General features: G+C 71.0%; 19 protein-coding genes and 1 pseudogene. 7 read left to right on the top strand and 13 right to left on the bottom strand.

Features of this window, described 5'->3' with window-relative positions:
• Positions 1–149: 149 nt before the first annotated feature.
• Complete coding sequence (locus tag AC5L3C_RS23610) at positions 150–860, bottom strand: ATP-binding protein (RefSeq protein WP_493650709.1); 711 nt, start codon at positions 858–860, stop codon at positions 150–152.
• Between the two features lie 156 nt (positions 861–1,016).
• Between AC5L3C_RS23610 and AC5L3C_RS23605 the strand changes: the two genes are divergently transcribed.
• The 5 genes and pseudogenes from AC5L3C_RS23605 to AC5L3C_RS23585 all read left to right on the top strand — a co-directional run.
• Complete coding sequence (locus tag AC5L3C_RS23605) at positions 1,017–1,859, top strand: helix-turn-helix domain-containing protein (protein ID WP_493650708.1); 843 nt, start codon at positions 1,017–1,019, stop codon at positions 1,857–1,859.
• Positions 1,860–1,861: 2 nt separating this feature from the next.
• Positions 1,862–2,056: a DUF397 domain-containing protein gene (locus AC5L3C_RS23600; RefSeq protein ID WP_493650707.1), complete on the top strand. Its 195-nt coding sequence runs from the start codon at positions 1,862–1,864 to the stop codon at positions 2,054–2,056.
• Between the two features lie 508 nt (positions 2,057–2,564).
• Positions 2,565–3,038, top strand: coding sequence for an SRPBCC family protein (locus AC5L3C_RS23595; protein ID WP_493650706.1), 474 nt, complete (start codon positions 2,565–2,567; stop codon positions 3,036–3,038).
• Between the two features lie 80 nt (positions 3,039–3,118).
• Positions 3,119–3,958 carry a helix-turn-helix domain-containing protein gene (locus AC5L3C_RS23590; RefSeq protein WP_493650705.1) on the top strand — a complete coding sequence of 280 codons (840 nt, stop codon included), beginning with the start codon at positions 3,119–3,121 and terminating at the stop codon, positions 3,956–3,958.
• A gap of 142 nt (positions 3,959–4,100) precedes the next feature.
• Positions 4,101–4,866, top strand: a pseudogene (locus AC5L3C_RS23585) (hypothetical protein); the annotation flags it as partial.
• Positions 4,867–5,047: 181 nt separating this feature from the next.
• Here AC5L3C_RS23585 and AC5L3C_RS23580 read toward each other — a convergent pair.
• The 6 genes from AC5L3C_RS23580 to AC5L3C_RS23555 all read right to left on the bottom strand — a co-directional run bounded on the left by AC5L3C_RS23580 (position 5,048) and on the right by AC5L3C_RS23555 (position 8,856).
• Positions 5,048–5,365 (bottom strand): hypothetical protein, encoded by a 318-nt coding sequence (locus AC5L3C_RS23580; protein WP_493650704.1) that lies wholly within the window; start codon positions 5,363–5,365, stop codon positions 5,048–5,050.
• A gap of 50 nt (positions 5,366–5,415) precedes the next feature.
• A complete protein-coding gene (locus AC5L3C_RS23575) occupies positions 5,416–5,958 on the bottom strand; it encodes a GNAT family N-acetyltransferase (RefSeq protein WP_493650703.1) in 543 nt (180 codons plus the stop codon).
• Between the two features lie 71 nt (positions 5,959–6,029).
• The gene (locus AC5L3C_RS23570) at positions 6,030–7,187 is read right to left on the bottom strand and encodes an RNA polymerase sigma factor (RefSeq protein ID WP_493653988.1); all 1,158 of its coding nucleotides are present in this window, start codon (positions 7,185–7,187) and stop codon (positions 6,030–6,032) included.
• An 8-nt stretch (positions 7,188–7,195) separates the two neighbouring features.
• Positions 7,196–7,603 carry a YciI family protein gene (locus AC5L3C_RS23565; protein ID WP_493650702.1) on the bottom strand — a complete coding sequence of 136 codons (408 nt, stop codon included), beginning with the start codon at positions 7,601–7,603 and terminating at the stop codon, positions 7,196–7,198.
• Between the two features lie 40 nt (positions 7,604–7,643).
• Positions 7,644–8,255 carry a TetR/AcrR family transcriptional regulator gene (locus tag AC5L3C_RS23560; RefSeq protein ID WP_493650701.1) on the bottom strand — a complete coding sequence of 204 codons (612 nt, stop codon included), beginning with the start codon at positions 8,253–8,255 and terminating at the stop codon, positions 7,644–7,646.
• A gap of 16 nt (positions 8,256–8,271) precedes the next feature.
• Complete coding sequence (locus AC5L3C_RS23555; protein ID WP_493650700.1) at positions 8,272–8,856, bottom strand: sugar O-acetyltransferase; 585 nt, start codon at positions 8,854–8,856, stop codon at positions 8,272–8,274.
• A 131-nt stretch (positions 8,857–8,987) separates the two neighbouring features.
• Here AC5L3C_RS23555 and AC5L3C_RS23550 point away from each other — a divergent pair, with 131 nt between their 5' ends.
• A complete protein-coding gene (locus tag AC5L3C_RS23550) occupies positions 8,988–9,290 on the top strand; it encodes a hypothetical protein (RefSeq protein ID WP_493650699.1) in 303 nt (100 codons plus the stop codon).
• 27 nt (positions 9,291–9,317) lie between these two features.
• Here the strand turns inward: AC5L3C_RS23550 and AC5L3C_RS23545 are convergent, their stop codons facing one another.
• The 5 genes from AC5L3C_RS23545 to AC5L3C_RS23525 all read right to left on the bottom strand — a co-directional run bounded on the left by AC5L3C_RS23545 (position 9,318) and on the right by AC5L3C_RS23525 (position 13,532).
• Positions 9,318–9,680: a VOC family protein gene (locus tag AC5L3C_RS23545; RefSeq protein WP_493650698.1), complete on the bottom strand. Its 363-nt coding sequence runs from the start codon at positions 9,678–9,680 to the stop codon at positions 9,318–9,320.
• Between the two features lie 238 nt (positions 9,681–9,918).
• Entirely contained in the window at positions 9,919–10,404 is a 486-nt protein-coding gene (locus AC5L3C_RS23540) for a DUF2267 domain-containing protein (RefSeq protein ID WP_493650697.1), read from the bottom strand.
• Positions 10,405–10,517: 113 nt separating this feature from the next.
• Positions 10,518–10,985, bottom strand: coding sequence for an Hsp20/alpha crystallin family protein (locus AC5L3C_RS23535; protein WP_493650696.1), 468 nt, complete (start codon positions 10,983–10,985; stop codon positions 10,518–10,520).
• A 180-nt stretch (positions 10,986–11,165) separates the two neighbouring features.
• Entirely contained in the window at positions 11,166–11,570 is a 405-nt protein-coding gene (locus tag AC5L3C_RS23530) for a DUF5980 family protein (protein WP_493650695.1), read from the bottom strand.
• A gap of 579 nt (positions 11,571–12,149) precedes the next feature.
• On the bottom strand, positions 12,150–13,532 hold the full coding sequence (locus tag AC5L3C_RS23525; RefSeq protein WP_493650694.1) for a DUF445 domain-containing protein: 1,383 nt from the start codon (positions 13,530–13,532) through the stop codon (positions 12,150–12,152).
• Between the two features lie 222 nt (positions 13,533–13,754).
• Between AC5L3C_RS23525 and AC5L3C_RS23520 the strand changes: the two genes are divergently transcribed.
• Positions 13,755–15,122 (top strand): SGNH/GDSL hydrolase family protein, encoded by a 1,368-nt coding sequence (locus AC5L3C_RS23520; protein ID WP_493650693.1) that lies wholly within the window; start codon positions 13,755–13,757, stop codon positions 15,120–15,122.
• Positions 15,123–15,144: 22 nt separating this feature from the next.
• On the opposite strand, the gene AC5L3C_RS23515 is transcribed toward AC5L3C_RS23520, so the two are convergent.
• Positions 15,145–15,525: a MerR family transcriptional regulator gene (locus tag AC5L3C_RS23515; protein WP_493650692.1), complete on the bottom strand. Its 381-nt coding sequence runs from the start codon at positions 15,523–15,525 to the stop codon at positions 15,145–15,147.
• Positions 15,526–15,590 lie beyond the last annotated feature (65 nt).

Here is a 15,590-nt window from a genome sequence, read left to right as displayed (position 1 = left end):
GCCCGCAGTGCCCGCCCCTCCCGCTGCAGGCGGGGGGGGGACCGCGTCCGCTCTCAATCAAACATCGAGGGGGACCAGGCGTTGGGTCCTGAGCCTCAGGCGCGGATGCCGGCAGCCGGTCACCCACCCGCATCCTTCGCCGCGAACCTTTAAGCCGCCTCGGCTTCATAGAGCCTTTGTGCCCGGTCCAGTACGTCGTCCGGGTCCCGGCCGTGGACGCGGAGCCAGTGGAGGAGGTCGGTGATCACGTCGATGACGGCCTCCTCCGCGACCGTCACCCCCAGGCGGCTGAGGTTGATCCCCTGCGGCGCCTTCACCTCACTGCCGTAGAGCCCGAGCACGTCTGTCGCTCGGGCCACGCGATGGGCAGCGGCATACGCGTGGACAGGCATGGGTCCCGCACGGAACTCACACCACGTCACCTTGCGCTCGGTCGTCAGATCGACGCCCCACCGGTCCGCCACGGCATCGACTAGCGCCATTCCCCGACCCGTTTCGGCGTCCGATTCCGCACTGGTCAGGATCGGGAGGGCTTGGGGGTGCGGATCCTCCACCTCAATGCGCAGCCAAGTGCCCATCACGGAGACGGCAAGAGTCGCCGGAGTCCCAGACCCCACATGGTTGATGACGTTGGTCACCAACTCGCTTGCGCAGAGCTGTGCCGGATCACTGAGCTCCCAGAGCCCCCAAGACTCCAGGTGCAACCGCAGCATGCGACGCAGGACGGCGAGGCCTTCAGCCTCAGCCAGGAACGGCAGTCGCCACACCCTGCGCGGAAGACAATCGGTGCAGTCCTCCCCTACCCCACCCGCTCTCTTAGTCTCGCCGTTGAACGCGATCTGCTCTCTGAGTGGCTTCATGGTCACTTAGGGTTGCAGTGGAACTCTCAAAATGGAACTCTCATAGAGCTTCTATGGAAGCGCGCGGCCGCGGTACGCGCCCCCGGCGCACTCCGCCTTGCCGTTCCTCACCCAGGGCGGCGACGATCGACCTCGTCGAGACGAAGGGCCATAGGCATGGCAGCTGGACCCACCACCCGTAGGCGTCAACTAGGCGCCGACCTGCGTCGACTCCGCGAGCTAAAGGGGTTGACCTTGGAAGAGGCAGGCGCTCGTGTCGGCATCTCGAAGGCGACGCTCAGCCGCTACGAGACGAAAGAAGGCGCCGTCAAGTGGCCCGCCGTGGACGCCCTGTGCCGGGAGTACGACGCTACAGACGAAGAACGCCTGGCCTTGGTCGAGTTGGCTAAAGGCGCCAAGATCCAAGGATGGTGGCGATCACTCGCCGATCCCATTCCGGAGTCCATGAACCTCATGCTCACCCTCGAAGACGAGGTTGTACGCGAGGACCACTATGCCTGCATGTACATTCCCGGCCTGCTTCAGACTCGCGCATACGCAGAAGCCGTTCACCGCGCCTCGGAGGTGCACTGCGCGGAGCGCGAGGTACAGCATATGGTCGATATCCGCATGAAACGGCAGGAACTTCTGGACCGCGAGGAGCCGCCCCACATCTGGTGCGTCATCGACGAGGCCGCACTCAGGCGCCAGGTGGGTGGGCGTTCGGTCATGCAGCAACAACTGCGACACGTACTCGCCATGACCAAGCGCCCGCACGTGACCGTGCAGATTTTGCCGTTCGCAACGGGTGCTCACGCGGCGGCTGTTGGGAGCTTCGTAGTGCTGCGTGGCCCAGCACCCGATCTGGACGTGGTGTACGTCGACATCCTCGGCGGCGGCCTGTTCATGGAGAAGAAGCCGGAGCTGGATCGGTATAGGTTGGCGTTCGAATACTTGAGCGCCCAGGCACACGACCTCGAGTCGTCGGCAGAGCTCATCCAGCGTTTGAGCGAGGAGTGACGGTGATAGCGGCCTCTCAGTGGTTCAAGTCCTCCTACAGTGGCGGCAGCGGCACCGAGTGCGTGGAGTGCGCGATCAGCCAGGACTGCGCACATGTACGGGACTCGAAGGACGCCGAGACCTCCGCGATCGCAGTGGGCCACTCCGCCTGGGCCTTCTTCCTGCAAGCACTCAAAGCCGATCAGTTGGCTCGCTGACCCTGACGCCTCCAGGGAGAGCAACCAACAGAAGAAGGCATGTTTCCGTGCCAAGCAGCGTAAAAACGGTCAAATTGACATGGTGATCACTGCCGTCGCATGAGTCAGCTGAGCTGCCGAGTTCGGTTGTTGACGTGACAACCGCGACGGATGGCCGCGTGGTGGTCCCACAGCCCCGGATGGGTCGGCCCGCGCTTCCAGTGATGCCCGTGCGCTCTGGTCGGCGACTACGCCCCCGAGCGTGTTGGCCCGCCCCGGCACCGTCGGCGTCGTGCGCCGCAATCTCGCGCAGGTTCTCGTCAATATCGCGCATTCCCGCAAGGGTTCCGTGCCCATAGCTTTGGGCGCGCGGGTGTACCCGGAGCAGATCGGCACCGGGCGGGCAGGCAGCCGTGTGTGCGGCCTCCGAGCCGGGGCGTCGACGCAACGCGTTCCCGGCGCGCCTCGGGACTCATGAACAGCGTGGCTCGGCTCGCCGAGGTCGCTCGGAGCAAGGGAAGTGATGGGCATGAAGGGGTTCTACGACGTCACGGCGGACTCGCGGGCGAGGGCGTCGACGGTATGGTCCCTGCTGGTGGATGCGCGCAGCTGGCCCCGGTGGGGGACGGTGGACGCCCTCGTCGCGGACGCGTCGGAGCGTCTTTCGCCCGACGGACGTGACGAGGTGGGGGCAGTACGTGCGTTCCGCACGGGAGACGTCGTCACGAGCGAGCGCATCACCGAGCTGCGGCCCGGCGAGCTCTTCGCCTATGAGGGCGCCAGCAACCCGTTCATGGAGAACTACTCGGCTCGCGTCACGCTGAAAGAGAGGGGCGAGGGAGGCGTGGAGATTCGCTGGAGCGGGGAGTACGACGTGTCGAGCGACGTCCACGCCCTCCTTGCGCCCGAGTTGACGCGCACCATGCAGCGCATGGTCACGGGACTTGCCGAAGCCGCAGAACGTTCCTCGTCGGCGCGGGACGTGGACGTGTCCGAGTCGTGACGCGCGGGCCCGGCGGAGACCGCTGCCCGGGCTCCTCGCGGGAGCAGCGATTCGGCACAGGCGGCTACGACGGTCCGGAGATGTCGTCATACGTCACCCGGACCCTGTCGAGCTGGGACGACGCGGGCTGGACGGCGCTGCTCCTCCAGCGGTTCACGCATACCGAAGCGGTCGAACTGCTCACCCTGCCGGCGTCCGCGTCCCACCATTTCTGGTTGATCACGAGCGGTACCGGCAGCATGAGCGTCCGGTCGACGACGCACGGGTGGCAGCGCGCCCCCATCAGGGCCGGACGTGTCGGCAGGGCGACTCCGGGTGTTCCCACCGACATTCGCTACACCTCCGAGAGCCCGATGAGCACCCTCCAGGTTCACCTGCCGGGCGAAACGGTAGACCGGGTGAGGGCAGAGTTCGGTCTCGGCCCGGTGGCGCCCGAACCGGTCGGGGAGGATCCCCTCGGTGACGAGCTGATCGCTTCCCTGATGCGCTCCCTGGCGAAGGCCGCTGAGCAGAAGGCGGACCCGTTGTACGCCGACAGCGCAGCGGAGTTCCTCGCGGTCCATCTGGCGACCGGTGGTGGGCAGCTGACGCCCCGCCTGCCCGAGCGGGAGGACCCGCGGGTCCGCAAAGTCGTCGCGATGATGCGTGAGAACGTGCACCGGCGGCTGACGCTGGCCGAGCTCGCGAGAGAGGTGCACCTGAGTTCGTATCACCTCCTGCGTGTCTTCAAGCAGGCCACCGGCCGGACGCCGGGGCGCTATCTCACGCGCCTGCGCATAGCGGAGGCGGCACGCCTGCTCGACGCGGGCAAGCCCGTGGGAGAGGTGGCGGCCCTCAGCGGATTCTCCAGTCCCGAGCACCTGTCGACGGCGTTCCTGCGCGAGACCGGCATGCGCCCCTCGCAGTACCGCTCCCGCTGAGAGGCCCGCCCGCCGCTTGCGAGGTTCCCGGTTGGAGCAAGCCCTTGGTCGGCCGCTCTCACTTTCGGCGGGCGGGAAACACGGTGGCATCCGCTGTCGTCGAGCTGCGACGATGCGCCTGTTTCCCAGGGGAAAGGGGCCCGTGTTCGTCTTTGTGTGTGTGGGGTGCGGGGCCGAGTTGACCGTTCCCCTTTCCCAGGTCGCCCTTCCGCCTCACGCCCGGCAGACGTACGGCAACGGGGTTCAGCTTCCCGTGCTGATGGAGTCGGGGACGTTCGCCGTGGATCCGGATCCGTGGGGAGGGCCGTGGCGGGGGTGGGACGAGGTTGGTCCGGGTGAGGCGGAGGCGCGTGGCATCTATGCGCCGGTTCACTCGCTGTCCGACGGGACCGCCGGGGCGTTCGTGATCGCGCCCGGTGATGTCCGGGGGACCCGGCTGATTCCCGGGAAGGACGACGGTGCGTGCTGTGGCCTCGACGGGGGCGACGGGCCCAACCTGGCGTGCGAGGCGTGCGATCTGCCTGTGGCGGCCCGGGTCGACGACTGCTCGCTGTGGCAGGTGGTGCGGCTCAGTTCGGATGCGGTGCGGCGACGGCTCGTCGGCGGTCGTCACGCCGTGCCGCTGTCCTGGGCGGAGGTGGTGGAGCGCTGAGAGGACGCCCCCGTTCGAGCCCATCGCCACGTGGGGAGGGCGGGCCGGGACCGGTCACTACTGGTCGTGGAGTCCACGGTGGGAGGCGGCGGCCGGGCAGGCGCTCGCCCACTTGCTGGTGGCCTCCGGGGGGCGGCCGGTCAAGGTGCCCGAGGGACTGACCTCGGATGTCATTCAGCGCGTGCTCGATGCCTTGTTGCCTACGGGACGCCCGGGCCGACGACACAGGAGATCGAACCCCGGGGCGACGTGCCCGGGTTGGCCGTGGCGTACGTCTACACGCCGTCGCCGCCGCCTCCGACGGTGGCGATCGTCGCCGTGACGCCGGATGACGGGGCCGGCGAGGACCAGAGGACCAGGTCTGCTGGCGGCGTTGCCCGGCGGTGCGGTGGCGGCGGTTCGTCGCCCTCGTCGTCGCCGAACTCGTCGGCGTCGTCCTACGCGCCCGCGCTGTCGCGGGTGAACCACGCTCGGGACGACTCGGGTACCGCGAGCAGCAGGAACACCACGGGCGTGCCCACCAGGGACGGGATCGTCAGGAGGATCGCCACAACCCGCGCCCCGCGATTGCCTTGCCACAGTCCCAGGGCCACCGAGCCCGGCAGCAGGCCGACGAGGCCCAGCAGCGCGAGCCCCGGCGCGCCTGCGATCAGCATGGCGACGGCGAAGATCAGGGCGCCGGCGGCCAGCAGCGCGTGGAACGCGGCCACTGCGACGACCGGCCCCGGGGGCCTGCTCATCCGGTCAGACGGCATGGACGGATGGTAGCGCCGTCGGGTGGGACCGGTCCCGGGTCGAACAGGGCCTACACCGCCGGGACTTGCTTCCATTCGTCGGCCAGGAGGCCCAGGAGGACCTCGTCGAGGAACTCGCCCAGGACCCAGGCCGAGGAGCGCAGTACGCCCTCGCGGACGAAGCCGTTGTGTTCGGCGGCGCGGAGCATCGCGGCGTTGTCGGCGAGGGTTTCGATCTGGAGGCGGTGCAGGCCCCGTACGACGAAGCCGTAGTGGCACAGCACCGCGACCACGTCCGTGCCGTAGCCCTTGCCGCGGGCGGCGGGGAGCAGGCCGAGGCCGATGTGGGCGGCCCGGCTGTGGGTGTCGATGCCCCACAGCGTGGCCGTGCCGACGAGGGTGCCGCCGTCCAGCTCCACCACGGAGAACGGGACGTGGCCGTCCACCGTGTCGTCCACCACGAGCCGCGGGTCCTTGGTGCCCGGCGTGATCGGCCGCCACGGGCGGCTCTCGGCCCGCGAGCCGTTGACCACGTCGTCGTAGAGCTCGGCCCGCAGGACCGGGATGTCCTCCTCGTGGCGGGCCCGCAGCCCGACCTTGCTTCCTCGCAGCATCCGGACTTCCTATCCGGCGGGGCCGTCCGGGGGCAATTGAATATGCCCCCGGGACGCCATCGGGTACGCCGTCAGGTGCGCCGTGAGCCGCGCAGGCTGGTGTTCAGGCGGGCGGCCCGGCGGGTCAGGTGGTCGCGTTCGGCGAGGTCGGGGGCCTTGCGGGCGGCCTCGGCGTAAAGGCGGGCCGCCGTCTCCAGGTCGCCGTCGCGTTCGTGGAGGTAGGCGGCCGCCGCGGTGTGCCGGGGCAGGGAGTCGTCGAGTTCGGCGAGCGCGGCCAGGCCGGCGCGCGGTCCGTCGGCCTCGCCCACGGCGACCGCGCGGTTGAGCCGGACGACGGGGCTGTCGGTGAGGCGGAGGAGTTCGTCGTACCACTCGACGATCTGGACCCAGTCGGTCTCCTCGGCGGTGGGCGCGTCGGCGTGCAGGGCCGCGACGGCGGCCTGGGCCTGGTACTCGCCCAGGCGGTCGCGGGCGAGGGCCGCCTGGAGGATCGTGACGCCCTCGGCGATCATGCGGGTGTCCCACCGGCTCCGGTCCTGCTCGGCGAGCGGCACCAGGCTGCCGTCGGGGGCGGTCCGGGCGGCGCGCCGGGCGTGGTGGAGCAGCATGAGGGCGAGCAGTCCCCACACCTCGGGGTGGTCGATCGCGGCGGCCAGCTGCCGGGTGAGCCGGATGGCCTCGGCGGCGAGGTCGACGTCGCCGGAGTAGCCCTCGTTGAAGACCAGGTAGAGGACGCGCAGCACGGTGGCGACGTCGCCGGGCCGGTCGAGGCGGACGCCGGAGACGGTGCGTTTGGCGCGGCTGATCCGCTGCGCCATCGTCGCCTCGGGCACGAGGTAGGCGCGGGCGATCTGCCGGGTGGTGAGCCCGCCCACGGCGCGCAGGGTGAGGGCGACGGCGGAGGACGGTGTGAGCGAGGGGTGGGCGCACAGGAAGTAGAGCTGGAGGGTGTCGTCCGCCGCGGGCGCGGGGCCGGGCGCGGGCTGCTCCTCGACGCGGTCCTCGCGGCGGCGGCGCGCGGTGTCGGCGCGGGCCGCGTCGAGGAACTTGCGCCAGGCGGTGGTGATCAGCCAGCCCTTGGGGTCCCGCGGCGGGTCCGCGGGCCAGACGCGGATCGCCTCGACCAGCGCGTCCTGCACGGCGTCCTCGGCCGCCGCGAAGTCGGCTCCGCGGCGGACGAGGACGGCGAGGACACGTGGGGTGAGGCCGCGGAGGAGGGCCTCGTCCATCGCGGGCGTCACTCCGTGATGGTGGGCGACACGCCGTAGAACGGGCGCAGTTCGAGCCACTCGTGGATGGGCTTGCCGCCCGCTCCGGGGGCCGCCGACAGTTCCCCGGCCAGCTCGACGGCGCGCTCGTAGGTGTCGACGTCGATCACCATCCAGCCGGCGATGAGGTCCTTGGTCTCGGCGAAGGGGCCGTCGGTGACCGGCGGGCGGCCCTCGCCGTCGTAGCGGACCCAGGTGCCCTCGGGGGCGAGCGCCTGGCTGTCGACGTACTCGCCCGTCTTCTCCAGCCGGGCCGCGAAATCGTTCATGTACTGGACGTGGGCCGAGATCTCCTCCGGCGTCCACTGGTCCATGGGTACGTCGTTCACCGCGGTCGGGGCGCCGCGGTAGTGCTTCAGCAGCAGGTACTTGGCCATGGTGTGTCTCCTCGGTGCGGTGCGGCCATTGTGGTCGCGTTCACCCCTGGGACGGAGCCCGGCGCGGGTTCTCGACATCGCCGCCGGAGTTTTTTTCCGCCGCCCGGCCGCACGCGCCGGTGATCAGCCGCACCGCCTCGCGGGTCAGGGTCCGGTCGGGCGGGTCGTCGTCCAGGGCGCGGTGCAGGGTGAGGCCCTCGATGAGGGCGTCGAGCCGGCGGGCCGTGGGCGGGGAGAAGTGCCGTTCCAGCAGGTCGCGGCTGCGTCGCATCCACCGCCTGCACAGGGCGCGGTAGGGCTCGTGGCGGGCGGCGAGGGTGTAGAGCTCCTGGGTGAGGATCAGATCGCGGCCGGGGCCCTCGGAGAGGGTGTGGATGAGGTCGGTGACCGCGTCCCGGGCCTGGTCGGGGGTGGTGACGCCGGCGAGGTGCTGCTCGAAGACGGTGACCACGTGGTCGGCGTAGCCGGTGAACGCCTCCAGCAGTACGTCGTCGATGCCGGCGAAGTGGTACGTCATCGAGCCCAGCGGGACCCGGGCACGGGCGGCGATCTTGCGGTGGGAGACGCCGGCGACGCCCTCCTCGGCGATCAGGTCGAGGGTGGCGGCGAGGATGCGGGCGCGGCGCTGCGGGTCCGTGTGTCCGGTGGCCATGAGGGGGCGGGGGCGGTCAGAGGGTGCGGACGGGGCGGGCCGGGTTGCCCACGGCGACGACGCCGGCGGGGATGTCCTTGGTGACCACCGCGCCGGCGCCGATGACGGAGTCGTCGCCGATGGACACCCCGGGGCAGACGATGACTCCGCCGCCGAGCCAGACGTTGTCGCCGATGGTGATGGGCAGCGCGGCCTCCAGCTTGTCGCGGCGGGGCTGCGGTTCCACGGGGTGCGTGGGGGTCAGGAGCTGGACGCCCGGGCCGATCTGGCAGTCCTCGCCGATGGTGATGCGGGCGACATCCAGTGCGGTCAGGTGGTAGTTGACGAAGGTGCGGGCACCGATGGAGAGGTTGCTGCCGTAGTCGACGTACAGGGGCGGGCGTACGTCGATGCCGTCGCCGGCGGAGGCGAGGAGCTCGGCGAGGATCGGGCGGGCTTCGTCGGGGTCCTCGAGGTACGCGGCCTGGTAGCGGGCGGCGAGCCGCATCGCGTGGCGCTGTCTGCGGGCGATCTCGGGGTCGTCGGCGATGTAGAGGTCGCCCGCGGTCATGCGTTCCAGGTTGGTGCGCGGATCGTTCGCGAAGTAGTCGTCCGTCGGCATGCGTACGATCGTACGCACTAAGGGCGGTGGCCGGGTGCGGTCGGGGATCTGGCGGGGCGTTAGCCTCGGTGACCGGTGAGACAGCGCCCGCCCGTGCGGGCGGGCGTGGCGCGTGCGAGAGGCAGACAGCAATGGCGAAGGTTCCCAGTTCGGTGGTGGCCGCGGGCGGGCTCGTCGGCGGGTACGGCGTGGCCCGCTGGACCCGGAAGCGGCAGCTGGGCGGCGTCGTCCTCGCCGCCGCGGGGGCCGTCGCCGCGCAGCAGTGGCGGGAACGGGCCGGCGGGAAGGCCGCGGGGGCGCTGTCGGTGGCGTACGTCGCCGCGTTCGCGGGGTCGCATCCGCTGGCGAAGAGGGTCGGGGCCTGGCCCGCGGTCTTCGGGGCGGCGGGGGCCGTGGCGCTCGCCTCGTGGGCGGTGGCCGACCGGCGCGGCTGACCGGCCGTGCGGGGAGGGCGCGCCCACTCACCGGGAGTGGTGGGTGAGGACGTTCACGACGCGGCCGTTCGGGTCGCGGACGAAGAAGCGGCGTACGCCCCACTCCTCGTCCCCGATCTCCCGGACGATCTCGGCGCCGGAGGCGCGGACCCGCGCGTACACCGCGTCGACGTCCTCGACCTCCACGCTGAGGTCGGGGACCACGGGGGCGGTGCGCTCCTCGGTGAAGAAGCTGATCTGCGCGGTGGGGTTGGCCGGGGACGCCAGGGTGACCACCCAGCCCATGTCCATGGCCTGCTCGAAGCCGAGAAGGCCGTAGAAGGTCTTGCTGGAGTCCAGCGCGTCCTGCGAGGCGACGTGGACGTCGGGCATGATCCGGCGGATGGTCATGGGGCGGCTCCCTGGTCGGTGCGTGGACGGTCCGTGAGGTCCAGGGTGGTCCCGGCCGGCGCCGGTACGCCAGGCCGGGGCCCGTCCATGGTGAACCGTGGGGGCCCGGGCGCGGGGCCGTGGGCCGCCGGGCCCGCCCTCGCCGCCGCGCGGCCGCGGTCGCACGGGGTACCTCTGACGGCGGACGGCGCGCGGTGGGCGAGGGCGGGGGCATCGACGGAGGGGGGTGGGTGCTCCGCTACTCCGCCGGGGCCAGTTCCGCCCGGCCGAAGAGGAGGGCGTAGCCCGGGGGGAGCTGGGCCAGGATGCGGGTCACCAGGGCGTCGCCCACCACGCCGGGCAGGACGCTCAGGACCGAGCTGACGTCCCAGCGGGCCGTGGCCGGGGTCGCGCCCTCGATACGGCGCGCCACGGAGTCGACGAACTCCGCCGCCGTGAGCCCGCGGGTCGCCGGGACCTGGGACGCCACCACGCGCGCCGCCTCCTCGGGCAGGGCCCGGGCCAGGTCGACGCGTTCGTCGCCGACGACATGGCCCCCGAGGGCCGACAGGACGATCCGCGTGACGCTCTCGGCCTCCGTCCACGTCGCGTACTGGCCCGACTCCCGCACCGCGTCAACGAGTTCACGCCAGCCGTCGTCGCGGGCCGGCCGGTCGCGGTGCGGGGCGGGGATCACCGCTTCCGGGCTCGTGAGCGCGGGGCTGTGCGGGGTCAGGGTGGTCATCTGTACGGCTCCTCTCCTTCTCCGGGGCCTCGGGACGGGCATGCGCGCGTCCCGCGGCCGGGCCGCGCGGGTGCGGCCGGTGCCTGCGGGACGCGTTACGGGGGGTACTGCGGTCAGCCGGCGATTTCCTTGCGCTTGTCGCCGCCGCTGATCTCGATGCGGCGCGGCTTGGCCTGCTCGGCCACCGGGATGCGCACGGTCAGGACGCCGGCGTCGTACGTCGCGTCGATGCGGTCCGTGTCCAGCGTGTCCCCGAGGAACAGCTGACGGGTGAAGGTGCCGGTGGGACGTTCGGCGACCACGGTCTCGGCGTCCTCGGGAGCGGGCGAACGGCGCTCGGCGCGGACGTTGAGAACGTTGCGTTCGACGTCGAGCTCGATGGTCTCCGGGTCGATGCCGGGAAGGTCGAAGTGGACGAGGAAGTCGTCCCCCGACCGGTAGGCGTCCATCGGCATCGCCGCGTCGCGCGCGACGGCGCTGGAGCCGAAGACCTGCTGCGCGAGCCGGTCGAAGTCACGATAGGGGCCTCCCCGGACTCGAGCGAAGTCGAGAGTTGGGGAAGGGTCGGTACGCATGAGCATCACAGTCCACTCCTTTCTGCGGTGCGTTCTGTGCGATGCCCTGGCACTTCTTATATAACTCGAAGGAGGAAACCTGACAAGCACAGGCTCAAGTCGACGCGCACAAGAGACACACAAGTGGGGTGCCCGTGTGCGCCGGACGCACACGGGCACCCCTGTTCACGAGCCTTTCGGGGCCTGTCAGCAGCTTTCCCTGTAGGCGAGCGTCAGCGTGTCGGTCTCGGTGTGGGTGCCGTCGGTGGCGTAGATCTCGGCGGTGTAGTCACCGAGCGGAGCGCTCCCCAGGGACATGAAGACGTAGCCGTTGACCTTCAGCTCACCGTCGGGGCCCGGCTCGTTCGTTCCCGGAGCGATGGTGGAGCCGCCCAGCTCCTGGGACCCTTGCCCCGGCAGGTTGCGGATGCCGACCTTGACATCGGTCGACCAGCTTCCGGACACCGGGGCTTCTACCCAGGTGAAGGAGTACCCGCCCGGCACACACTTCACCTGCCCCTGCGCCTCCAGCGACCACGTCGCGCTCGATGCGGACGCCGGAGACGCGCCGAGGAAGGAGAGCGTCAGGGCGGAGGACAGACCAAGGAGCATTCCAGCCCCACGTCGGCGTGCTTTCATCACTACCTCCAGATCAAGTGCGGGTCGGAAGTAAGTGAGCCTCACGCACATGAGAGCCTATAACAAGAGTGTAGTTGCACTTTCAATGACCTCTGGCCTGATGTCATCGCCCGCTGTCCGGCAAGCGCCCCTACCGCCCCGTCACATGACAGCGGTCACCGGCTTCCTGCGCGGTGGTCATGGGCTCCCCTGACGAAGCGAACCTTCGTCGGGTGCCCCCGGGTGGGCGTTCTCACGCCCACCCGCTTTTCAACCCCGGTTGCGGTGGGTGGTCTTCCGACGGCGCGTCGTGGCTGTTCGCGCAGTTCCCCGCGCCACTGGGGGGAGCCGGTCGCCGTGGTTTTCTGCGGGGCCGTCGTGGCCGTTCGCGCAGTTCCCCGCGCCCCTGGGGGGGGGAGTCGGTCGCCGTGGTCTTCTGCGGGTGCGTCGTGGCTGGGCGCGCAGTTCCCCACGCCCCTCGGGGGGAGCCGGTCGCCGTGGTCTTCTGCGGGGCCGTCGTGGCTGGGCGCGCAGTTCCCCGCGCCCCTGGGTGGGTGCACTCACCGGTGTGCGCTATGCCCCCAGGGCCCGGGAGACCGTGTGGATCAGGAGGCCCGCCAGGGAGCCGACCACCGTGCCGTTGATGCGGATGAATTGCAGGTCGCGGCCGATGTTGGCCTCGATCTTCTTCGTCGTGTGCTCCGCGTCCCAGCTCGCCACCGTGTCCGTGATCAGGGACGTGATCTCCTTGCGGTAGGTCGTGACCACGTACACCGCCGCGCTCTCCAGCCAGCCGTCGACCTTGCCCTGGATCTTCGGGTCGAGCGACAGGCGCGCGCCGAGCGAGAGCAGTGAGGCCCGTACGCGCAGCCGCAGCTCGCTGCGCTCGTCCTCCGCCGCCGAGACGATCATGGACCGTACGGCGGTCCACGCGGAGGCGATCACGTCCTGCACCTCGCCGCGGCCGAGGATCTCGCTCTTGAGGCGTTCGACCCGCGCGCGGGTGTCGCCGTCGGACTGGAGGTCGGTGGCGAAGTCGGTGAGGAAGCGGTCCAGGGCGCCGCGCGCCGGATGGGTGGGCATGTCGCGCATCTCGGTGACGAAGCGCAGCAGTTCCTTGTAGACGCGCTCGCCCACCTTGCGGTCCACGAACTTGGGCGTCCAGCCGGGCGCGCCGCCGTGGACGGCGTCCATCACCGTGTCGGCGTGCAGCACCAGCCAGTCGTGCGCGCGGGAGACGATGACGTCGACGGCGCGTTTGTGGCCGCCGTCGGCGACGATCCGCTCCAGCATCTTGCCCATGCCGGGGGCGATCTCCTGTGCGTCGGCGCGTCGGGTGATGGCCTCGCCGACCACCGCCTGGACGTCGGAGTCGCGCAGCACGGTCAGCGCGCCGCGCAGGGCGGTCGAGAGTTCGGCGGTGACCCGGTCGGCGTGTTCGGGGACGGCGAGCCAGGCGCCGAGCCGGCTGCCGATGCCGACGGCGCGCAGCCGCTGCCGTACGACGTCCTCGGAGAGGAAGTTCTCGCCGACGAACTCGCCCAGGGAGACGCCGAGCTGGTCCTTCTTGGTGGGGATGATCGCGGTGTGCGGGATGCGCAGGCCGAGGGGGTGGCGGAAGAGGGCGGTGACGGCGAACCAGTCGGCGAGCGCGCCGACCATCCCGGCCTCGGCCGCGGCGGCGACATAGCCCGCCCAGGCGCCGGCGCCCCGGTGGGAGGCCCATTCGGCGAGGACGTAGACCAGGGCGACGAACAGCAGCAGGCCGGTGGCGGTGAGCTTCATCCGGCGTACGCCGCGCTGCTTCTCCTCGTCCGCGGGGCTGAAGGTGTTCATCGCGCGGTTGGTGAAGGCGGCGGCGCGGGCATGCTGCCCTTCGGAGGTCCGGTCCGCCGGGCCGGCCGGTCCCGCCGCTGTCGCCTTTTCCGACGTATCTTCCGTTTCAGCCCGTTCCATCCACTCCACCCGTTCGGTGATCCCTCACACATTGTCCCTTCCTGACCGACTCCTGGAACGGAACAGGAGTTCCCAGCGTCTGTCCGGAGAGTGACGCTCCGGTGGGATCGTCCAAGGGGTCCCTCCCGTCTGCCCCACCGGCCCATGGCTCATCATGGGTTCATCGGATCGGAGTATCGGACATCCGACTCCCCTCCCGTCTCCCGAGGAGAACAGAACAGCATGACCCGGGGTCGTGACGGGGGCGCGGTGACGCCCCCCGCCAGGCAGCGCGCCCTGCTCGCCGCGGTCGTCGCCGCGATCATGGCGGTCTCCGCCGCCATCTACGTCGGCGTGGCGGCCGACGGCGCCACGAAGAGCCGCGACACCCTCGCCGGCGGTAGCGGCGCCCGGAACAACCCGGCGGCACCCGCCTCCACCGGCACGTGGGTCGCCTCCTGGGCGACCTCCCCGGTCGGCGGCGAGCCCGGCACCGAGCTGACGGGCCTCGCGGGCCGCTCCGTGCGCAACGTGGTGCACACCAGCGCCGGCGGTACGAGTGCCCGGGTCATGCTGTCCAATCTCTACGGGCAGTCGCCGCTGACCGTCTCCCACGCCTCGATCGCCGTCTCCGCCGGCCCGGACACCGCGGCGGCGGTCACCCGGACCATGCGGCCGCTGGCGTTCGGCGGCCGCCCGTCGGTCGTCGTGCCGGCCGGCGGGGAGGTGATCAGCGACGTGGTGCGCATCCGGGTGCCGCGCGACGGGGACGTGCTGATCACCACCTACTCCCCCACCGAGTCCGGCCCCGTCACCTTCCACCCGCACGCACGGCAGATCTCCTACGTCGCCGAGGGCGAGCACACCCGGGACGTGAGCGGAACGCCGTACACCGGGCGCAGCTCGGTCTGGCGGTACGTGACCGCGCTGGACGTGCTGAGCGACGAGGCGGACGGGACGGTCGTCGTCCTCGGCGACTCGCTAACCGACGGGATCACCTCGACGACCGGGGCGAACAACCGCTGGCCGGACGTGCTGTCCGACCGGCTGCGGGCGGCGCTCGCGGCCGGGCGGGACGTACCCCGCTACAGCGTCGTCAACGAGGGGATCAGCGGGAACCAGGTGCTGGCCGACGGGCTCGGCCGGCCGGCCGGGAACCCCAGCGGGCTGCACCGCTTCGAGCGGGACGTGCTGGGCCGCACGAACCTCAGGGCCGTGGTGATCGTGCTCGGCATCAACGACATCCTGCGCACGCCCGGCGCCATCGCTCCGGAGCGGGTCCTGACGGGGCTGGAGACGCTGGTGGCGCGGGCGCACGCGCGCGGGCTGAAGGTGGTCGGGGCGACGCTGATGCCGTTCGGCGGGCACCGGGGGTACACGGAGGCGCGGGAGGCCGTGCGGCAGCGGATCAACACGGAGATCCGGGCGGGCGATGTCTTCGACGCGGTGGCCGACTTCGACGAGGCGCTGCGGGATCCGTACGACCCGCGGCGGTTCCGCGCGGTGTACGACTCCGGTGACCACCTGCACCCGAGCGACCGGGGGTACACGCGGATGGCGGAGGCCTTCGACCTGGACGCGCTGAAGGGCGGGGCTCCGGCGGAGCTGTAGGGCCGGCAGCGGGCCCTGCGCGTCAGTCCCGGGCCGTGCCCTCCGCCGCGTTCGCCAGGAAGTCCCGGTTGACCTCGATGAGCCGGTCGAGTGCTTCCCGGGCGGCGGTCAGGTCGTCGACGGCGCAGGACAGACGTGCCCGCTCGCGGTTCATCGAGGTCAGGGCCGTCCGGGCGCGCTCCTCGGTGGGTTCCGTCATGCAGGGGACCAGCTGGGCGATGGCCCTGCTGGACATTCCGGCGGTCAGGAAGGTCCGGATCAGCTTCACCCGCTCGACGTGGCTCTCGTCGTAGTACCGCTGGTCGCTGGAGGACCGCGCGCTGACCAGCAGGCCCTGCTGCTCGTAGTAGCGCAGCGCCCGACGGCTCGCTCCCGTCCGCGCGGCCAGTTCACCGATCCGCATCCCGCTCCCCTCACGTGCAGTGGGTCACACGACTTGCCCTTGACGTCGATGTGAGCGTTTACGTT

Source organism: Streptomyces speibonae, assembly GCF_984686075.1.
Note: the sequence above shows the minus strand (reverse complement) of the source record. Positions and strands in the feature narration are given on the sequence as shown.

Coding starts and splice junctions, on each gene's coding strand:
- AC5L3C_RS23610 (WP_493650709.1), bottom strand. CDS start 860: ATGAAGCCACTCAGAGAGCAGATCGCGTTCAACGGCGAGACTAAGAGA.
- AC5L3C_RS23605 (WP_493650708.1), top strand. CDS start 1,017: ATGGCAGCTGGACCCACCACCCGTAGGCGTCAACTAGGCGCCGACCTG.
- AC5L3C_RS23595 (WP_493650706.1), top strand. CDS start 2,565: ATGAAGGGGTTCTACGACGTCACGGCGGACTCGCGGGCGAGGGCGTCG.
- AC5L3C_RS23590 (WP_493650705.1), top strand. CDS start 3,119: ATGTCGTCATACGTCACCCGGACCCTGTCGAGCTGGGACGACGCGGGC.
- AC5L3C_RS23580 (WP_493650704.1), bottom strand. CDS start 5,365: ATGCCGTCTGACCGGATGAGCAGGCCCCCGGGGCCGGTCGTCGCAGTG.
- AC5L3C_RS23575 (WP_493650703.1), bottom strand. CDS start 5,958: ATGCTGCGAGGAAGCAAGGTCGGGCTGCGGGCCCGCCACGAGGAGGAC.
- AC5L3C_RS23570 (WP_493653988.1), bottom strand. CDS start 7,187: ATGGACGAGGCCCTCCTCCGCGGCCTCACCCCACGTGTCCTCGCCGTC.
- AC5L3C_RS23565 (WP_493650702.1), bottom strand. CDS start 7,603: ATGGCCAAGTACCTGCTGCTGAAGCACTACCGCGGCGCCCCGACCGCG.
- AC5L3C_RS23560 (WP_493650701.1), bottom strand. CDS start 8,255: ATGGCCACCGGACACACGGACCCGCAGCGCCGCGCCCGCATCCTCGCC.
- AC5L3C_RS23555 (WP_493650700.1), bottom strand. CDS start 8,856: ATGCCGACGGACGACTACTTCGCGAACGATCCGCGCACCAACCTGGAA.
- AC5L3C_RS23550 (WP_493650699.1), top strand. CDS start 8,988: ATGGCGAAGGTTCCCAGTTCGGTGGTGGCCGCGGGCGGGCTCGTCGGC.
- AC5L3C_RS23545 (WP_493650698.1), bottom strand. CDS start 9,680: ATGACCATCCGCCGGATCATGCCCGACGTCCACGTCGCCTCGCAGGAC.
- AC5L3C_RS23540 (WP_493650697.1), bottom strand. CDS start 10,404: ATGACCACCCTGACCCCGCACAGCCCCGCGCTCACGAGCCCGGAAGCG.
- AC5L3C_RS23535 (WP_493650696.1), bottom strand. CDS start 10,985: ATGCTCATGCGTACCGACCCTTCCCCAACTCTCGACTTCGCTCGAGTC.
- AC5L3C_RS23530 (WP_493650695.1), bottom strand. CDS start 11,570: ATGCTCCTTGGTCTGTCCTCCGCCCTGACGCTCTCCTTCCTCGGCGCG.
- AC5L3C_RS23525 (WP_493650694.1), bottom strand. CDS start 13,532: ATGGAACGGGCTGAAACGGAAGATACGTCGGAAAAGGCGACAGCGGCG.
- AC5L3C_RS23520 (WP_493650693.1), top strand. CDS start 13,755: ATGACCCGGGGTCGTGACGGGGGCGCGGTGACGCCCCCCGCCAGGCAG.
- AC5L3C_RS23515 (WP_493650692.1), bottom strand. CDS start 15,525: ATGCGGATCGGTGAACTGGCCGCGCGGACGGGAGCGAGCCGTCGGGCG.